This is a genomic window from Parasynechococcus sp. (assembly GCF_045559935.1).
GTDB lineage: Bacteria > Cyanobacteriota > Cyanobacteriia > PCC-6307 > Cyanobiaceae > Parasynechococcus.
Window position 1 is genome coordinate 1 of sequence record NZ_JBJLJL010000001.1, and the last position, 15,153, is coordinate 15,153.

18 protein-coding genes are annotated in these 15,153 nt (G+C 65.4%); 9 read left to right on the forward strand and 9 right to left on the reverse strand.

Features of this window, described 5'->3' with window-relative positions:
• The 3 genes from ACJ0G7_RS00005 to ACJ0G7_RS00015 all read right to left on the reverse strand — a co-directional run.
• Nucleotides 1-244: hypothetical protein (locus tag ACJ0G7_RS00005; protein WP_407394606.1), on the reverse strand; the 244-nt coding region annotated here is incomplete at its 3' end.
• Complete coding sequence (locus tag ACJ0G7_RS00010) at nt 238-942, reverse strand: hypothetical protein (RefSeq protein WP_407394608.1); 705 nt, start codon at nt 940-942, stop codon at nt 238-240. The genes ACJ0G7_RS00010 and ACJ0G7_RS00005, both read right to left, overlap by 7 nt.
• A gap of 55 nt (nt 943-997) precedes the next feature.
• Nucleotides 998-1,621, reverse strand: coding sequence for a DUF1997 domain-containing protein (locus tag ACJ0G7_RS00015; RefSeq protein WP_407394610.1), 624 nt, complete (start codon nt 1,619-1,621; stop codon nt 998-1,000).
• A 41-nt stretch (nt 1,622-1,662) separates the two neighbouring features.
• Here ACJ0G7_RS00015 and ACJ0G7_RS00020 point away from each other — a divergent pair, with 41 nt between their 5' ends.
• On the forward strand, nt 1,663-3,060 hold the full coding sequence (locus tag ACJ0G7_RS00020; protein WP_407394611.1) for a class II fumarate hydratase: 1,398 nt from the start codon (nt 1,663-1,665) through the stop codon (nt 3,058-3,060).
• 2 nt (nt 3,061-3,062) lie between these two features.
• Here the strand turns inward: ACJ0G7_RS00020 and ACJ0G7_RS00025 are convergent, their stop codons facing one another.
• A complete protein-coding gene (locus tag ACJ0G7_RS00025) occupies nt 3,063-5,831 on the reverse strand; it encodes a DEAD/DEAH box helicase (protein ID WP_407394613.1) in 2,769 nt (922 codons plus the stop codon).
• Between the two features lie 308 nt (nt 5,832-6,139).
• On the opposite strand from ACJ0G7_RS00025, the gene ACJ0G7_RS00030 reads away from it, so the two are divergent.
• A complete protein-coding gene (locus tag ACJ0G7_RS00030; RefSeq protein ID WP_043692313.1) occupies nt 6,140-6,460 on the forward strand; it encodes a DUF3303 domain-containing protein in 321 nt (106 codons plus the stop codon).
• 1 nt (nt 6,461) lies between these two features.
• Here ACJ0G7_RS00030 and ACJ0G7_RS00035 read toward each other — a convergent pair whose 3' ends face one another.
• Complete coding sequence (locus tag ACJ0G7_RS00035; protein WP_043696840.1) at nt 6,462-7,391, reverse strand: bile acid:sodium symporter family protein; 930 nt, start codon at nt 7,389-7,391, stop codon at nt 6,462-6,464.
• Between the two features lie 54 nt (nt 7,392-7,445).
• Between ACJ0G7_RS00035 and ACJ0G7_RS00040 the strand changes: the two genes are divergently transcribed.
• From ACJ0G7_RS00040 to ACJ0G7_RS00060, 5 genes are read left to right on the forward strand one after another with little or no spacing between them, the layout of a single operon-like run.
• On the forward strand, nt 7,446-8,573 hold the full coding sequence (locus ACJ0G7_RS00040; RefSeq protein ID WP_407394616.1) for an aminotransferase class I/II-fold pyridoxal phosphate-dependent enzyme: 1,128 nt from the start codon (nt 7,446-7,448) through the stop codon (nt 8,571-8,573).
• Nucleotides 8,570-9,262, forward strand: coding sequence for an alpha/beta hydrolase (locus ACJ0G7_RS00045; RefSeq protein ID WP_407394618.1), 693 nt, complete (start codon nt 8,570-8,572; stop codon nt 9,260-9,262). Before ACJ0G7_RS00040 ends, ACJ0G7_RS00045 begins: the two co-directional genes overlap by 4 nt.
• The gene (locus tag ACJ0G7_RS00050; protein ID WP_407394619.1) at nt 9,259-10,011 is read left to right on the forward strand and encodes a methyltransferase; all 753 of its coding nucleotides are present in this window, start codon (nt 9,259-9,261) and stop codon (nt 10,009-10,011) included. Before ACJ0G7_RS00045 ends, ACJ0G7_RS00050 begins: the two co-directional genes overlap by 4 nt.
• Complete coding sequence (gene bioD / locus ACJ0G7_RS00055; protein ID WP_407394621.1) at nt 10,008-10,667, forward strand: dethiobiotin synthase; 660 nt, start codon at nt 10,008-10,010, stop codon at nt 10,665-10,667. Before ACJ0G7_RS00050 ends, bioD begins: the two co-directional genes overlap by 4 nt.
• Nucleotides 10,664-10,819 carry a hypothetical protein gene (locus tag ACJ0G7_RS00060; RefSeq protein ID WP_173402129.1) on the forward strand — a complete coding sequence of 52 codons (156 nt, stop codon included), beginning with the start codon at nt 10,664-10,666 and terminating at the stop codon, nt 10,817-10,819. The genes bioD and ACJ0G7_RS00060 overlap by 4 nt, the downstream gene beginning before the upstream one ends.
• Nucleotides 10,820-10,853: 34 nt before the next feature.
• On the opposite strand, the gene ACJ0G7_RS00065 is transcribed toward ACJ0G7_RS00060, so the two are convergent.
• Complete coding sequence (locus tag ACJ0G7_RS00065) at nt 10,854-11,129, reverse strand: hypothetical protein (protein ID WP_407394623.1); 276 nt, start codon at nt 11,127-11,129, stop codon at nt 10,854-10,856.
• Nucleotides 11,130-11,182: 53 nt separating this feature from the next.
• Between ACJ0G7_RS00065 and bioA the strand changes: the two genes are divergently transcribed.
• Nucleotides 11,183-12,469 carry an adenosylmethionine--8-amino-7-oxononanoate transaminase gene (bioA, locus tag ACJ0G7_RS00070; RefSeq protein ID WP_407394625.1) on the forward strand — a complete coding sequence of 429 codons (1,287 nt, stop codon included), beginning with the start codon at nt 11,183-11,185 and terminating at the stop codon, nt 12,467-12,469.
• A 1-nt stretch (nt 12,470) separates the two neighbouring features.
• Here bioA and ACJ0G7_RS00075 read toward each other — a convergent pair whose 3' ends face one another.
• Both ACJ0G7_RS00075 and ACJ0G7_RS00080 read right to left on the reverse strand, forming a co-directional pair.
• Complete coding sequence (locus ACJ0G7_RS00075) at nt 12,471-12,740, reverse strand: DUF3143 domain-containing protein (RefSeq protein ID WP_156957100.1); 270 nt, start codon at nt 12,738-12,740, stop codon at nt 12,471-12,473.
• Nucleotides 12,682-13,203 carry a J domain-containing protein gene (locus ACJ0G7_RS00080; RefSeq protein WP_253912823.1) on the reverse strand — a complete coding sequence of 174 codons (522 nt, stop codon included), beginning with the start codon at nt 13,201-13,203 and terminating at the stop codon, nt 12,682-12,684. The genes ACJ0G7_RS00075 and ACJ0G7_RS00080 overlap by 59 nt, the downstream gene beginning before the upstream one ends.
• Before the next feature lie 48 nt (nt 13,204-13,251).
• On the opposite strand from ACJ0G7_RS00080, the gene rsmG reads away from it, so the two are divergent.
• On the forward strand, nt 13,252-13,986 hold the full coding sequence (rsmG, locus tag ACJ0G7_RS00085; protein ID WP_407394627.1) for a 16S rRNA (guanine(527)-N(7))-methyltransferase RsmG: 735 nt from the start codon (nt 13,252-13,254) through the stop codon (nt 13,984-13,986).
• Nucleotides 13,987-13,995: 9 nt separating this feature from the next.
• Here rsmG and ACJ0G7_RS00090 read toward each other — a convergent pair whose 3' ends face one another.
• Nucleotides 13,996-15,153, reverse strand: a complete 1,158-nt coding sequence (locus tag ACJ0G7_RS00090) for an aldo/keto reductase (RefSeq protein ID WP_084188108.1) — start codon at nt 15,151-15,153, stop codon at nt 13,996-13,998.

A 15,153-nucleotide genomic window follows, 5' to 3' on the forward strand; every position in this document is an offset into this window, starting at 1 on the left:
AGGCCAGCCAGATGAGTGGATTCATCAGGTCCACAGTTTTCATCCGCACCAGAATTCGGAGTGCGAGCAATGTCAACATCAGGGCCAGAGGCTCAAACAGCACCCCCCAGACGCCAAAGGAACCCTTCTCCGCACGCATGAAGAAATCACGGTCTGCCAACGCCAGCACGATCCGGACCTGCAGTGCCAATCCGTTAACGATGCGCGCGACCCTGCGGCCAAAAGCTGTTAATAGATTCACCATAGCTGCACCTCATCGGGAGATTCTTCGATCAACTCAGGCGACGAATCTTCAATCTCCTGATCCTGGGAATCGTCTTCAATACGAGACTTGGTAATATTGAGATGGAACCATTTCTGCGCATCAGGGAAGGAACCTTTGTAAGCAATCTGACAATCGCTGATCACAATCGCCTCGTCACAGTAGCGGCCCAGAAACTCTTCATCCTGGTGAAAAAGAAGCAGTGTTTTACCAGAAACCCGACGCTCGAAGGCCTCCCTCACCAGGGTTTCAAGCTGAGGCCTCGTCGGCTGACTCCAGGGAAATCTCTTTGAAATGATGTAAACGTCAAAGTCAAAAACTAGAGATACTGCAACATCGAAGCGCGCCCTCATCAGAGGTCCCCAGCTCTTCATTCGCTGATCAAAACAACCGGGCTCAAGGGCTGCCAACTCCTCGATCCTGGCGATCTGCTCATACTCTTCCCCGGGCGTTCCATACACCGCCTGCAGGAACTTCGCATTCTGACGACCTGTCATCACACCTTCCAGGGCACCACGCGATGGCAGGGGCCAGCTCACATTGGCCCGGATCTCCACTTTCCCCGACTGCAACGGTGCCACCTCTGAAGCACACTCCAGCAGAGCATTAGCACTTTTGTTGAAGTCGCTGAACACAGCAACTTTCTGCCCCTCCCGCAAAGCAAAGGAGACATCTTTCAACAGGCAGCGTGAACGCCCCCTCGGCAGAGATTCCTCTCTGCACGCGCGCGTCAATTCAATCAGCGTTCTGCTCATCCTGGTCGACGACATCTCTTCGCTGACCGATGAACGGCAGAGATTGTAACCGGGGATTCCTCGGCCCATCAGCCTGTTCACCTGCCGCGTGGATCCAGCGCTCCACAGCACGACGCAGCCCACCCTGACAACGGCGTTCCAGACGCACAACAACCAGGCCGAGGGCTTTGCTGGCCAGAGCTTCCATCACGGAAAGCGGCAGTCGCTGCAGCGGGTGCCGCTCAGCAATGGCCAGAGCTGCTGTCGCCTCAGCATCCAGCCGTTGATCACGCGGTGTCAGCACAGCTCGGCATTCGAAGCGGACCGCTTCCTGCACAGCGCCGAGCCCCTTCAGCTGACAATCCTCAAAATCGATCCGGAGGCATCTGTGCTGCCAGACCGCCTGGAACACCACCACCGGCCTGATCTCGAACTGCAGCACCCGGAACGGTCTGGATTGGTAGAGGAACCTTCCCTGACCGAGTGGTGTCATGCGCTCACGGCTGAGCAGAGCCGCCATGGTGCGCTTCGGTTTCTGCAGAAACCTCTCCAGACTGTCCAGCTCACCCCCCGGGAGGTCCACCGAGCAGCGGTGGCTGCGCTCTGCCAGCGTCTGGAAGCTCATCCCGTCTGCATACGATTGTGAGCTTTGAGCGGCATTCTGCGATGGATGATCGGGTTCGACAGGAGCGGGACAGCCTGGGGCCCGTCAGTGTTCCTGCCGGCGCGCTCTGGGGTGCGCAGACCCAGCGCTCCCTCAGAAATTTCGCCATCAGCGATGAACGGATGCCGGCGGAGCTGATCCATGCCCTGGCCCGGATCAAGCAGGCCTGTGCCCTCGTCAATGCCGAGATGAAGGTTCTCGATACCGGCAAGGCAAGCGCGATCGCTGAGGCCGCGGGTGCCATCGCCAGCGGCCTGCACGACGAACAGTTTCCGCTCAGCGTCTGGCAGACGGGAAGTGGAACCCAGACGAACATGAACATGAACGAGGTGATCAGCAACCTGGTGTCCCGCCAGAACGGCGAGCCGCTGGGCAGCCATCTCCCGGTTCATCCGAATGATCACGTCAATCGATCCCAGTCGACCAACGACGTCTTTCCTGCAGCGATCCATGTGGCAGCCGCCCTGCGGCTCCAGCAGGCATTGCTTCCGGAGCTGGATGCGCTGATCGGAGGGCTGGACGACAAGGTCCAGGCCTGGAGCGACATCGTCAAGATCGGTCGCACCCATCTCCAGGATGCGGTTCCGCTGCGACTCGCCGATGAGGTCTCCGCCTGGCGGGATCAGCTGGGGCAGGCACGCCGCAGCCTGGCGGACTGCCTGCCGGAGCTGCAGCAGCTGCCGCTGGGAGGAACCGCCGTGGGCACCGGCTTGAACGCTCCGGCGGGATTCGCCGCCGCGGTGTCGATCGAACTGGGCGGGCTGGTCGATCTGCCGCTCGCTCCGGCGCCGAATCTGTTTGCCGTGATGGCCGGTCACGACGCCCTGCATCAGGCCATGGCCCAGCTGCGACGGCTTGCGTTGGCACTGCTGCGCATGGCCAACGACATCCGCCTGCTGGCCTGCGGGCCGCGGGCCGGTCTTGGGGAACTGCTGCTCCCCGCCAACGAACCGGGAAGCTCGATCATGCCGGGGAAGGTGAATCCCACCCAGTGCGAGGCACTGGCCATGGTCTGCACCCAGGTGATCGGCCTGGACGCTGCCGTCGCAGCCGCGGCCTCAGGAGGACATCTGCAGATGAATGTGTACAAGCCCCTGATCGGCTTCAATCTGCTCAAGGCGATCACCCTGCTGACGGATGCCTGCCACTGCTTCCGGCTGAATCTTGTGGAGGGCATGGAACCGGACAGGGCACGCATCACCGCCCTGGTGGAGAGCTCCCTGATGCTGGTGACCGCCCTCACCCCTGCGATCGGGTACAGCAAGGCCAGTGCCATCGCCCAGCAGGCCCATCGCGAGGGGCTCAGCCTGCGGCAGGCGGCCCTCGCCTCCGGTCATCTGGATGGCGAGACCTTTGATCGCCTGGTGGATCCGGTGGCCATGGCAACGCCGGAGCGCTGATCTCAGGCCGCCCGTTCCGTTGCCGGGTTCAGCTCGCCGGCCTGCCTGAGCAGATCATCCGCTTCCGCCACAGGGAAACGGTTGATCGCCCGCAGGGCCTGACGGGCCTTGCTGCGCAGCTGCTCGCTGATCGCCTCGCAGTAGGGAACCTGAGCCAGCAGATCGACCGTTCTGCGCATGATGCGCACCACATCACCCTCATCCAGGGAGGTGTTGGCGATCAGATCGGTCCAGTCGGTCCCCCTCGCCCAGGCCTCCACCAGTCCCATCAGCTCCGGCTCCCACCAGGCGGGGACCACCACGGAACGACGCTCCTGAGCCCGCAGCAGCTCGCGCCGCAGCCCGCTCAGATCATGCAGGGCCTCCTCCGCTGCCGGCGGTGGCGGGAAGCCACTCCAGAGATCCGGTCGGTTCACCTCGGTGCTGATCGCCTCGAACACCGCCGCAAGATCAGGCGGCTCGAGATCATCGAGGTGTCCGCTCATCAGAGCCAGTCCAAGCCAGAGTTCGTTGTCGCCGCGCAGAGCCGCGACGGTGCGTCCGATCTCGGTCGGCTCGAGATCCTCGAGGCAGCCGAACTGCTGCAGGATCTCAAGCAGGGACAGAAAGGTCTCCCAGTGTCGGTTCGCTCGGTGATGCAGCAGCCGCTGTCGTTCCTCGATCTCCTCTTCCAGCTCTTCCATACGGCGGCGATGCTTCTTGAGCTGCTTGCGATCCCCCCACCGATGCGCCGGATGCTGCTCCTGCTCCTGTTCGAGGGCCTGCACGAGCCTGGCCTGCGTGAGCACTTCGCCGGCCAGGTCGTACTGGGGAGTGGTCATGTCATGACGGCCGGCCATATGAGCCACGGCCAGGGCCAGTCCTCCGCTCTGCTGATCCCCATGGCGCAGCTCACCGCCACGCTGCAGTTCCGGCACCATCACGCTGTCCACCTGCAGGCAGCTCAGCTCGGCGTGGAGGCTGACCACCGCCTGGCAGGGCACCAGCAGCCACAGATTGTCGTCGGTGAGGCAGAGCAGCAGCGGGAACTGACCCGGACCGTTCACCTTCTCGACGATCACCGCCGGGGTGACCCGGCCGCGCAGCTGGGGTGACTTGAGGCTCACCAGGGTGCCGGTGCTGGCGAACTGCAGCGCCAGGGTGAGCTCATTGGCCAGGGTCTCCTCGGCCTGCTGCTGGAGGATGCGCAACAGGCGCCGCTCCTCCCGCAGCCGGCCCCGCAGCTTTTCGTAATTCTCGAAGTCCTCCCAGGGCACGTCTCCGGCGACCCCCTCCAGCTGACCGAGCTGCAGACGCAGCTGAGAAAGGATGTCCTCCTCCTCCACCAGATCGAGGCTGGCCAGGTAGCGGCCGAAGCTGCGCTCCACCAGTTCCCGCGCCTTGTCCAGGTCATGGCGCTGGAGCAGGTTGAGCACCATGCCGTAGCTGGGGGTGAACTGGCTGACCAGCGGATCGGCGGGACTGGTGGCCAGATGTCCCGCTTCGCGGACGCCCTCGAAGCGACTCTGCACGGTCACCACGTAGCCGCGGGAGTCGAGACCGCGCCGCCCGGCCCGACCGGCCATCTGCAGGAACTCACTGCCCATGAGCGGACGATGCCCCCGCTCGGTGCGCTTGGACAAAGCGGAGATCACCGTGCTGCGGGCAGGCATGTTGATGCCCGCCGCCAGGGTCTCGGTGGCGAAGACCACCTTCACCAGGCCCTGCTGGAACAGCTCTTCGATCAACTCCTTCCAGGCCGGCAGAACGCCGGCGTGGTGTGCGGCGATGCCACGCAGCAGGGCATCCGCATGCAGGCCGTCCCGCACGGCCTCGGGGTTGGCCTGGCTGTAGGCGGTGAACCGCTCGCGGATGCGGGCCTGCTCCTCGGGGCTCACCAGACACTGCACCCCCAGATCCCGCACCGCCTTGTCACAGCCCCGGCGACTGAAGATGAAATAAATGGCTGGGAGCATGTCCCGCTCCGCCATCTGAGCGACCACGAAACTGATCGGAGGCGGTTCCGGCTGGGGCGGCTTGGGGGAACGCCCCTTGCGTTTCTGCCCCTTGGGAGCCCTCCAGACCTTGCAGTTGGGATGCAGACCGGTTCCCTGTTCATTCAGGAGAGGATGCAGACCCTTGGCACTGCAGAAGCTGAACTGCAGCGGCACCGGGCGGTGATCACTGATCACCAGCTGCGTCGGACCGTGAACCTTCTCGATCCAGTCGGTGAGCTGACCGGCGTTGGCGACGGTGGCCGAGAGCGCCACCAGTTGCACGGGAGGGGGGCAATGGATGATCGATTCCTCCCAGACCGTGCCGCGCTGGGAATCGTTCATGTAATGGCATTCATCCAGAACGACCGCTTCCACATCCGCGAGGGGGTCGTCGTGCTCATCGGCCTCGGCGTAGAGCATGTTCCGGAAGATCTCCGTCGTCATCACGACGATCGATGCCTCGCGGTTCACGCTGAGATCACCGGTCATCAGGCCGACGTTCTGCTCCCCGAACTGATCGCGGAAATCGCGCAGTTTCTGGTTGGAGAGCGCCTTCAGAGGTGTGGTGTAGAAGACCTTCTGGCCGTGAGCCAGGGCCCGATGGATCGCATATTCACCGACCAGGGTCTTGCCCGATCCGGTGGGAGCGCTGACGACGACGGAATGCCCCTGGTTCAGGGCATCAATGGCCTCCAGCTGGAAGCCGTCCAGAGGGAAGGGGAAGATGCCCGCCAGATCGAGTGGGGCTGGCCCTTCAGCGCCGGGGTCAGTCGTAGGCGGCGCCGTGGATGTCATGCGCGGATCTTAAGGAAGGACAACCCCGCGGCCCAGCTGGCACTCAGCGGCTCGAGCCGTTAGAAAGGTTCGGTCGCCGTAAAGAATCATGACAACTCTTGACCTGCTGACCGTTCTGCTGTCCATGAGCCTGGCCTGCAGTGCGCTGTGGCTCTACAAGCTGATCGCCAGCGAACCCTCCCGCAGCTGAGTTCAGGCAGCGCTGACGAGCGAAGGCCTTAAATTTTCTTTCAGGAGTTGTATGCATCCTTGCTGATTGATTCAGCAGTGGAACATCATTCTGTTGTCGTGTTCATCACAAAAAAACCATGCAACTTTATCTGGCTGACATCCAGTTCGATGACATCGACATGCAGAAGGCGGCCTATGCCCAGTTCGTCGAACTCTGGGAAAGTGGTGCCATGGCAAAGGAAGACAAGTTCGAAGGTTTTGAACTGCTGTTCCGCGTTCATGCTCCCGGCGAAGGCCGCGTCGTGGTGCTTTGTCGCGCAGAAAGTGACAAACAGCTGTTTGCCCACTTCGCACCCTGGCGTGCTCAGTTCGGCATGGTTGTTGAATTCACACCGGTGATCAGCTGCCAGAACGTCGTTGATTACCACAAGGAACTCTTCGCCAAGCTCGCCGGCTGATTCAGCCGTCTGACGGCTCCGACCGACGCCAGCTCGCTGCAAGGCCACTGCCGATCAAGCAGTGAATCACCGCTGAAATGGCCCCAGGCAACGCGGTGATCGGGCTGGCGAAACCACCGCTTCGGGCCAGCACCACCGCCAGTCCTGAATTCTGCATCCCTACTTCGATGCTGATGGTGCGACGCACCGGCACCGGCTCACCCAGCAGTCGCGGGATCAGATGCCCGAGCAGAAAACCGCCGCCATGCAGCAGCAGGCAGGCCATCAGCAGCCGCGGCCCCTGCTCGATCAGAGCAGCCCGTTGGCTGCCCACGATGCTCGCCACGATCATCACGATCATCACCACCGCCAGGGGTGGCATCACAGGCTGAACACGCCGGGCCACCCGCGGGAAGCCCTGCTTCAGCACCACCCCCAACGCCACCGGTAACAGCACCACCTGCACCACCTTGAGGAACAGGGTCCATCCATTCACCGGCACGTACTGACTGGCCAGCAGTTCCGTCAGCCGTGGGGTCAGCACCACAGCCGCCAGCGTGCTGAGCGTGGTCATCACCACGGAAAGGGCCACATCCGCACGGGCGATCAGCGCCACCACGTTGCTGGCGGTTCCTCCGGGACAGCACCCCACCAGGATCAGCCCGACGGCCAGCGGCGGAGACAGCTGCAGCCCCCAGGCCAGGGTCGCCGCAAGGCTGGGCATCACCAGAAACTGAGCGGCCAATCCGATGAACACCGGCCGTGGCCGCTGACCCACCCGGAGGAAATCCTGGGGCGCCAGTCCCAGGCCCATCCCCAGCATGATCACCCCGAGCCCCAGCGTGATCAGCGGACCGCGGAACCAGATGAACAGCGGAGGCCAGAGCAGGGCGACCACCGCGCCGAGCAGGGTCCAGAGCGGGAACAACAGCGTGAAGCGCTCCGGAGACATCCGACTGAATTCGAAACCACCATCTTCCGGTGGAGCAGCGCGCAGACTGAACCGATGACCCAAGCCGAGCCGGCCAGACGTCGTCGCCTGCGCACCTGGTGTCCCGGGGCGGAAAGCTGGCAGCTGCGCCACGCGGCCGAGGGGGGTGAACCGCTGCTCGATCTGGCGAGCAACGACTACCTCGGCCTGAGCCGTCATCCGGATCTGATCCAAGCGGCCACCGCCGCCCTGCGGACGGAAGGGGTGGGAAGCGGAGGCTCACGGCTGGTCACCGGCAGCCGACCCGGCCATGACGACCTTGAGCAGGCCCTGGCCGACTGGCTCGGCCGCGATCGAGTACTTCTCTTCCCAAGCGGCTTCCAGGCCAACATCGCCGCTGTCGGCGCCCTGGCGAACCGACGCAGCACCGTCCTGGCGGATCGGCTGATTCACCACTCCCTGCTGGTGGGAGTTCAGGCCTCCGGAGCACGACTGCAGCGCTTCGCTCACAACGACCTGGCTGATCTCGAACGCCGTCTGGTCAAGCTCAGCGGCGATGAAGCACCGCTGGTGATCAGCGAGAGCCTGTTCAGCATGGAAGGCACAAGCCCCGATGTGGAGGCGCTGGCCCGACTCTGCTCCCACCACGGAGCCCGGCTGCTGATCGATGAAGCCCATGCCCTCGGCGTGCTCGGGATCGGCGGGCGTGGCCTCTGCCACGCCATGGGGCAACCGGTGGATCTGATCAGCGGCACCTTCGGCAAGGCCTTCGGCAGCGGCGGTGCCTTTCTGGCCGGTGATGCCGCCATGGGCGAACGCCTGCTGCAGACCAGTGGAGCTTTCCGCTACACCACGGCCCTGGCGCCGCCGCTGGTGGCCGGAGCCCGCGCAGCCCTGGATCTGCTGCAGAGGCATCCGAACTGGGGACAGGAGTTGCTGCAACGCTCCCGGCGCTGGCGGGATGCCCTGCAACAAGCCGGCTGGTGCCGCCCCCGTGGAGACGGCCCGGTGCTGCCGCTGCTCATCGGTGATGACGCCTCAACCCTGCAGCATCAGGAGCAGCTGGAGGCACAGGGACTGCTGAGTATCGCGATCCGTCCCCCCACGGTTCCGGAGGGAACCGCACGGCTGCGGCTTGTGCTGCGCCGGGATCTGCCGCAGGGAAGCCTGGAGCGACTGCTGGCGGCCCTTCCCAGCCCATGAACCAGGCCATCACGATGCACGGGTGGGCCGGTGACGCCTCGAACTGGCGCCACTGGCGAGAGGAGCTGATGGCTCTGGGCTGGCACTGGAGTGATGGAGAACGGGGCTACGGCAACCTGCCCCCCCGATCCCCGAGCTGGCATCCGGAGCCCGGGCGCCGTCTGCTGATCGCCCATTCGCTCGGTCTGCACCTGCTGCCCAGCTCCGTGCTGGAGACGGCGACCGACGTGGTGCTGCTGGGCAGTTTCGGACGTTTCGTGCCCAGCGACCGTGCTGGACGAGCCATCCGGGCAGGTCTGGCCGGCATGGCATCGGCCCTCGGCAGCAGCGAGGAGAGAGGAATGCTGGAACGCTTCCTGACTCGGGCCGCCCAGCCTCTGCCGCTCTCGGCCCTGCCGCCGTCATCCCTGCTCGAGGGAGTGACCGCCGCCGGTCGCCACAGGCTGGCGGCGGATCTGACTCTGCTTCAGGAGTGTTCAGCACTGCCGGCCGCCTTCCCTGCCAACGCCAGAGTGCTGGTGGTGCAGGGGAATCTGGATGCCATCGTGCCGGCCATCAGTCAGCAGCAGCTGACCGCTGCTCTGCCGGGAGACCGGATCGAGATCGTGACGCTGCCGGACTGGGGACATGCCCTGATCAACCTGCCGGTGCTGGCGAGGGTGCGGGCCTGGCTGGAGCAGGGCCCATGAACGCTGCCTGGAGCCGCAGGGTGCTGGAGACATTCGACGCTTCAGCACGCCGTTACGACGCTCTGGCGACATTGCAGCAGGCCATGGCCCTGCGCCTGGCGGAACATTGCCGACGCACCGACATCGTCAGCGGCTTCTGGGTGGATCTGGGCAGCGGCACCGGTCAGCTGGCCGAGGCTCTCGAAGCGATCCGACCGGGCCAGACCGTGCTGCGGGTGGACGGCAGCGCCGCCATGCTGCGCCAGCATCCCGCCACCGCCGCCACCGAACGGTTTGACCTGAGTGCAGGGCTGCCGGTCTGGTCACGACCACCGACGCTGCTGGCCTCCAGTTTTGTCCTGCACTGGCTGCCCGAGCCGGAACGACAGCTGCGGCGGTGGTGGAACGCTCTGGCTCCGGGGGGTGTCCTGGCCCTGAGCGTTCCGATCCGAGGCAGCTTCCCGCAATGGCATGCCGCAGCGACAGCAGCAGGGGTGCCCTGTACGGCGCTGCCGTTACCGGACGGTGAGCAACTGCTGGAAGCCATTCCTGGCTCGGCGATCCATCTCCAGCGTCAGTTGCTGTTCACGCAGAGTGCAGCCGATCCCCTGCGACTGCTGCGACCGATGGCGGAGCTCGGTGCCGGCACCACCTCCGCCCCGCAGCTTTCGGCCGCAGCCTGGCGGCGCCTGCTGAGGGCCTGGCCGCAGGCCGGCGGACGATCATTCAGGCTGAGCTGGCGGATCCTGCTGGTGCTGCTGCGCCGATGACGTCTTCCCCCATGCGGATCGTGGTCTGCGGCACAGACACCGACGTCGGCAAAACGGTGGTGAGCGCCTGGCTGGTGCAGGGGCTTCAGGCCACCTACTGGAAACCGGTGCAGAGCGGACTGGACGAGGGAGGTGACCGGGATCGGATCTGTCAGCTGCTGAACCTCCCACCCGAGCGATGGCTGCGCGAGGCGTACGCGTTCCGCCGGCCCCTGTCTCCCCACTGGGCGGCCGAATGCGACGGCGCGGAGCTCGATCCCGCCTGTCTCGGCCTGCCGCCCTGCAACGGCCCCCTGGTGGTGGAGACCGCCGGAGGGCTGATGGTGCCGCTCAACCGCTCCTGGCTGCAGATCGATCAGCTGCAGCGCTGGCAGCTGCCGGTGGTGCTCGTCGCCCGCAGCGGCCTGGGAACGCTCAATCACACCCTGCTGAGCCTGGAGGCCCTGCGGCACCGGGGCATTGCCGTTCTCGGACTGATCCTCAACGGCCCTCCCCATGCCGACAATCCCGGCACCCTGGAGCAGTTCGGTGGAATCCCGGTGCTGGCGCAGCTGCCACCCCTGAATCCGCTCGATGCACACGCTCTGGACCGCCAGTGGCGGCAGCAGGGCCTCAGCACTAAATTCCGACAGCTTCTTGCTCCCGCTCGCTCATGAACGGTCGTCAGTCCTTGGTGAGTGGGGTGGTGCTTCTCCTCTGCGTCGGTGTGCTCGTGCTGTTCACCGATATCGAAGTTCAGGTCATCCGCTGGCTGAACTGCGGACCGTTCGCCACCGAGAGTGAACGCTCCACGACCGTCTGCCGCTGAGCAGTCTGCCGCTGAACAGCCTGCCGCTGAACCCTCAGCCGAGCGAGCGCGATCGCATCGGACAGGTCCCCATGCGGATCGAGACGTGGCGGACCGCCAGCGACAGGGGCCATCCCTGACGCAGCTGTTCATGGATCTGCTCGATGTGCGTCGGAGACCAGCCGCGCATTTCCAGCAGCACGCGGATGGACGGCCAGCCGCCTTCCGCGAACACCTGATGGCGGGGAGGTTGCGCTCCGCTCAGTCCGGAGCGAGGCCCGGCGGCAGAGACGAATCGGTTGGATGGCCGTCGGATCCGCGTCGTGGCCATCGGCAACCACCAGCGCACTGGGCCTCAATATGACAAAAGCTGAGCGAATGGCCATGACATCGGCGGGTCCACACACACGGCATCCCAACCTCTGGCCTCCCTTCACTCAGCTCGCCCGCAGCGAACCGCCGCGACGGGTCTCCAGGGCCGATGGAGCCCTGCTGCATCTCGAGTCCGGAGAACCACTGATCGATGCGATCAGCAGCTGGTGGGTGACGTTGCACGGCCATGCCCATCCCGACCTGGCGGCCGCCGTCCACGACCAGGCCAGGACACTTGAGCAGGTCATTTTCGCCGATTTCACCCACGCGCCGGCCGAACGGCTGGCGGAACGGCTGAGCGCGATCACCGGCCTGCAACGGCTCTTCTTCTCCGACAACGGCTCCACGGCGGTGGAGGTGGCGCTCAAGATCGCCTGTCAGTGGTGGGCCAATCGCGGCGAGGCGCGCCATCAGATCGTGGCCTTCGATGGGGCGTATCACGGCGACACCTTCGGGGCGATGGCCGTGGGAGAGCGCAATCTGTTCAGTGCACCGTTCGAGGACAAGCTCTTCCCGGTCGCCCGTGTGCCCTGGCCGGCCACCTGGTGGGACGACGATGCGGTGGAAGCGCGCGAAGCCGAGGCGCTGGCGGTGCTGAGCCGCACCCTGGAAACACCCACTGCAGCGGTGATCCTCGAGCCGCTGCTGCAGGGGGCCGGCGGCATGGCTGTGGTCCGTCCTCAGTTTCTCAAGGCGGTGCAGAGGCTGGTCCATGACGCCGGGGCGCTGCTGATCGCCGATGAGGTGCTGACCGGCTTCGGGCGATGCGGCGACTGGTTCGCCAGCCGGCGGGCCGGGCTGCAACCCGATCTGATGGCCCTGTCCAAGGGACTCACCGGCGGCTGCCTGCCGATGGGGGTCACCATGGCCAGCGAACGGATCTTCTCGGCCTTCATCGGCAGTGATCCTTCACTCACCCTCTGGCACGGCCACAGCTTCACCGCCAACCCCCTGGGCTGTGCGGTGGCCAATGCCAGCCTCGATCTGCTGGAGGCGGAGCCGCAGCGCTTCCTTGGATTCGAGGCCCGCCATCGCCCGCATCTGCAGGCACTGAGCCGGCACCCACGCGTCGACCACTGCCGCCTGATCGGCACCCTGGCGGCCTTCGACCTTGCCGTGGAGGGAACAGCGGGCTACCTCAACCCCGCGGGGCCAACCGTCAAGCGCATCGCCATGGAAGCGGGCGTGTTCCTGCGGCCGCTCGGACAGGTGGTGTACCTGCTGCCTCCGCTGTGCATCACGGATGCGCAGTTGGAGCAGTGCTATGCAGCGATCGGCAAGGCCCTCGATCAGCTCTGACTCAGGGCCCGGCCTGGATCGCCGCCTCCACATCCGCTCGCGACAGGCCATAGGGGAGGGAGCAGACGCGATCGGCCTGATCCGGGCGCTGCCAGGCCACCCGCAGATCCTCCCTCTCCAGCTGCAGCTCTGCGGTCCACTCGGGCGTGACCAACGACCAGAGACAGGGATCGCCATCAACCCTCGAGGCCCCCAGGGAATCCAGCCACTGCTCAAGCGCCCGGATGGAGTGCTGATTCAGCGGTGTGGTCTGCGGTGGCAGGTCTGACATGCGATGGCGGGGCTGCGGCGTTGTCCCGAGTCTGCTCATCCGTGAGCCAGCCCGGTGAGACCTGCCAGTCCCGTCCCTGCAGGGCCGCCACACCGAGTCCGAACACGAGGCACACCAGCAGCGCCAGCGTCAGCAGCACCAGCGAGAACCACTCACCGCCGGAGAGGGGACGCCGCTCCCCGATCCCCTGCCAGCTGTCCCGACGGTCCGGAGCGGCCGCCAGCGGAGCGATGGTCCGTTTCAGCCGCTGTTCGTCGTACAGGCGACGTCGCGCGGGATCCGCCAGCAGCTCATACGACTCACGCAACTGCTGAAAGCGCTGCGCGGCCAACGCGGCGGGAAGTGCTGTGGTGTCCGGATGCAGAGTTTTGCTCTGACGACGGAAGGCCTGGCGCAACTGTTCCGGATCGGCCCGGACGGACACCCCGAGCCGTGCGTAGTGACAGGAGGGCGTCTCCGGCACGGTGGGTTCGGCGGCGATTCAATCTAGGAACAGTCGTGCTGATGGTTGATGCCTGACCCCTCCAACCCGGGAGCGGAGCTCTGGCAGGTTCTGGACTGGACCCCCACGCCAGAGCAACAGCAGCAGTTCCTGACGCTGCAGGAGCTGCTGCGGGAATGGAACGGCCGCGTCAATCTGACCCGGCTTGTGGAAGGCGATGACTTCTGGATCAACCAGGTCTTCGACAGCCTCTGGCCACTGGGCAGGGAGCTGCAGCAAGCCGACCGGCCGCTGCACTGCATCGATGTGGGCACCGGCGGAGGCTTCCCCGGCCTCGCCGTGGCGATCGCCCTTCCCCATGCGCGACTCACCCTGGTGGATTCGGTCGGGCGCAAGACGGCGGCCGTTGCGGAGATGGCCCGATCCCTCGGACTCTCGGAACGGGTGAGCGTGCGCACCGAGCGGGTCGAAACCACCGGACGAGACAGGCGCTGTCGAGGCATGTTCGACCTGGCCATGGCACGGGCGGTGGCCGCGGCACCGGTGGTGGCGGAGTATCTGGTGCCGCTGCTGCAACCGAGCGGCCAGGCCCTGCTGTACCGCGGTCAGTGGAGCGAGGCCGACGGCCGGGACCTGCAGGGGGCCCTGCGGGATCTGAAGGCGCGGATCACAGAGGTGCAACAGCAGCAGCTGCCAGGCGATCGGGGCATTCGCCACCTGCTGCGGCTGCAACAGGACGGTCCCTGCCCGTCAGGCTTCCCCCGCGCTGTGGGCGTGCCCGGCAAACTGCCGCTGGGGAGTTGACGTCGGTCGTCAGACGCTGATCAGACGACGCTGCGGCTCACCGGCGAGGCGATCACGCAGTCGCCGCAGCAACGACGGAATGCGATCACGCCAGGGACTCGTCCCCAGCACGGAGCGCAGGTCCTGCTCGCTGACATCCGCGTCGAGGGGATCGGCGTTGGCGCCGGGGAACCAGTGCCCCCCCTGGCCGAGGAGTCGGTAGCGCGCTCTGGCGTACTGCTCCAGATCCCAGGCCTCAAGCAGGTTATGGAGCCAGAGCAGCACGGGCAGATTGATCTCCCCGGGGGTCTGCTGCCAGCTGGGCAGGCCCACCTGCCAGCTGGAGAGCCAATCGGCACCCAGGCTTGAGAGGGCGGCGGCCTGCAGCCGGGCATGCACCGGTCCGATCAGCTCGGCGGCATCCGGAAGCCTCTGCACCGCTTCGAGGTGCCGATCGAGATCGGAGGGACGCGCGGCTCCGACACTGATGGTGTGCACCCGTGGGTCACGGAGGCAGAAGAGGTCGTTGAAGACGATCGGGTGCAGCGGAGCGCAGAGTTCGAGCAGGCGATCCGAGGGGCTGTGCAGATGGCCGCCCTTGTCGGTGGGGCTGATGATGAACACCCCCATGTCCTGGCGTCGGGCGGCGTCGAGAGCCGGACTGTTGTCCTGACGGATGTAATACCAGTGAAGGTTGACGTAATCGAACGCTCCGCTGTCGCAGGCGGTCGCGATCAGATCGACGGGGCCATGGGTGGAGAACCCCACATGACCGATGCGGCCGTCCTTCTGCCAGCGGCGCACCACCTCCAGACAGCCCCCGGAACGCAGCGCCAGATCGAGATGCCGCGGTTGATTGATGCCATGGATGGCCAGCAGCTCCAGACGATCGCGACCCAGCCGCTCGAAGGTGAGGGAGAGCAGATCCTCGAACTCTTTGGGATCGTCGCGCGGTGGAACCTTGCTCTGCAGGATGCGGTGCGGATCGGGAATGTCCGGCAAGGCCCAGCCGAGCTGCCGTTCCGAGCTGCCGTAATGGCGGGCGGTCTCCACATGGTGAAAACCATGGTCCACGGCCCGCTGAAGCGTGAGCAGCAGATTGGTCTGGGAGGCATCGGTGATCTGTTCAGCAGGCAGGTCACTCCAGCTCTGCTGAAACCGCATGCCACCGAGGGAGAGCACGGGCAT

Bases quoted from the DNA above. Each gene is read 5' to 3' on its own strand.
- ACJ0G7_RS00015 (WP_407394610.1), bottom strand. From the start codon at position 1,621: ATGAGCTTCCAGACGCTGGCAGAGCGCAGCCACCGCTGCTCGGTGGAC.
- ACJ0G7_RS00020 (WP_407394611.1), top strand. From the start codon at position 1,663: ATGGATGATCGGGTTCGACAGGAGCGGGACAGCCTGGGGCCCGTCAGT.
- ACJ0G7_RS00025 (WP_407394613.1), bottom strand. From the start codon at position 5,831: ATGACATCCACGGCGCCGCCTACGACTGACCCCGGCGCTGAAGGGCCA.
- ACJ0G7_RS00030 (WP_043692313.1), top strand. From the start codon at position 6,140: ATGCAACTTTATCTGGCTGACATCCAGTTCGATGACATCGACATGCAG.
- ACJ0G7_RS00035 (WP_043696840.1), bottom strand. From the start codon at position 7,391: ATGTCTCCGGAGCGCTTCACGCTGTTGTTCCCGCTCTGGACCCTGCTC.
- ACJ0G7_RS00040 (WP_407394616.1), top strand. From the start codon at position 7,446: ATGACCCAAGCCGAGCCGGCCAGACGTCGTCGCCTGCGCACCTGGTGT.
- ACJ0G7_RS00045 (WP_407394618.1), top strand. From the start codon at position 8,570: ATGAACCAGGCCATCACGATGCACGGGTGGGCCGGTGACGCCTCGAAC.
- ACJ0G7_RS00050 (WP_407394619.1), top strand. From the start codon at position 9,259: ATGAACGCTGCCTGGAGCCGCAGGGTGCTGGAGACATTCGACGCTTCA.
- bioD (WP_407394621.1), top strand. From the start codon at position 10,008: ATGACGTCTTCCCCCATGCGGATCGTGGTCTGCGGCACAGACACCGAC.
- ACJ0G7_RS00060 (WP_173402129.1), top strand. From the start codon at position 10,664: ATGAACGGTCGTCAGTCCTTGGTGAGTGGGGTGGTGCTTCTCCTCTGC.
- ACJ0G7_RS00065 (WP_407394623.1), bottom strand. From the start codon at position 11,129: ATGGCCACGACGCGGATCCGACGGCCATCCAACCGATTCGTCTCTGCC.
- bioA (WP_407394625.1), top strand. From the start codon at position 11,183: ATGACATCGGCGGGTCCACACACACGGCATCCCAACCTCTGGCCTCCC.
- ACJ0G7_RS00075 (WP_156957100.1), bottom strand. From the start codon at position 12,740: ATGTCAGACCTGCCACCGCAGACCACACCGCTGAATCAGCACTCCATC.
- rsmG (WP_407394627.1), top strand. From the start codon at position 13,252: ATGCCTGACCCCTCCAACCCGGGAGCGGAGCTCTGGCAGGTTCTGGAC.
- ACJ0G7_RS00090 (WP_084188108.1), bottom strand. From the start codon at position 15,153: ATGCCCGTGCTCTCCCTCGGTGGCATGCGGTTTCAGCAGAGCTGGAGT.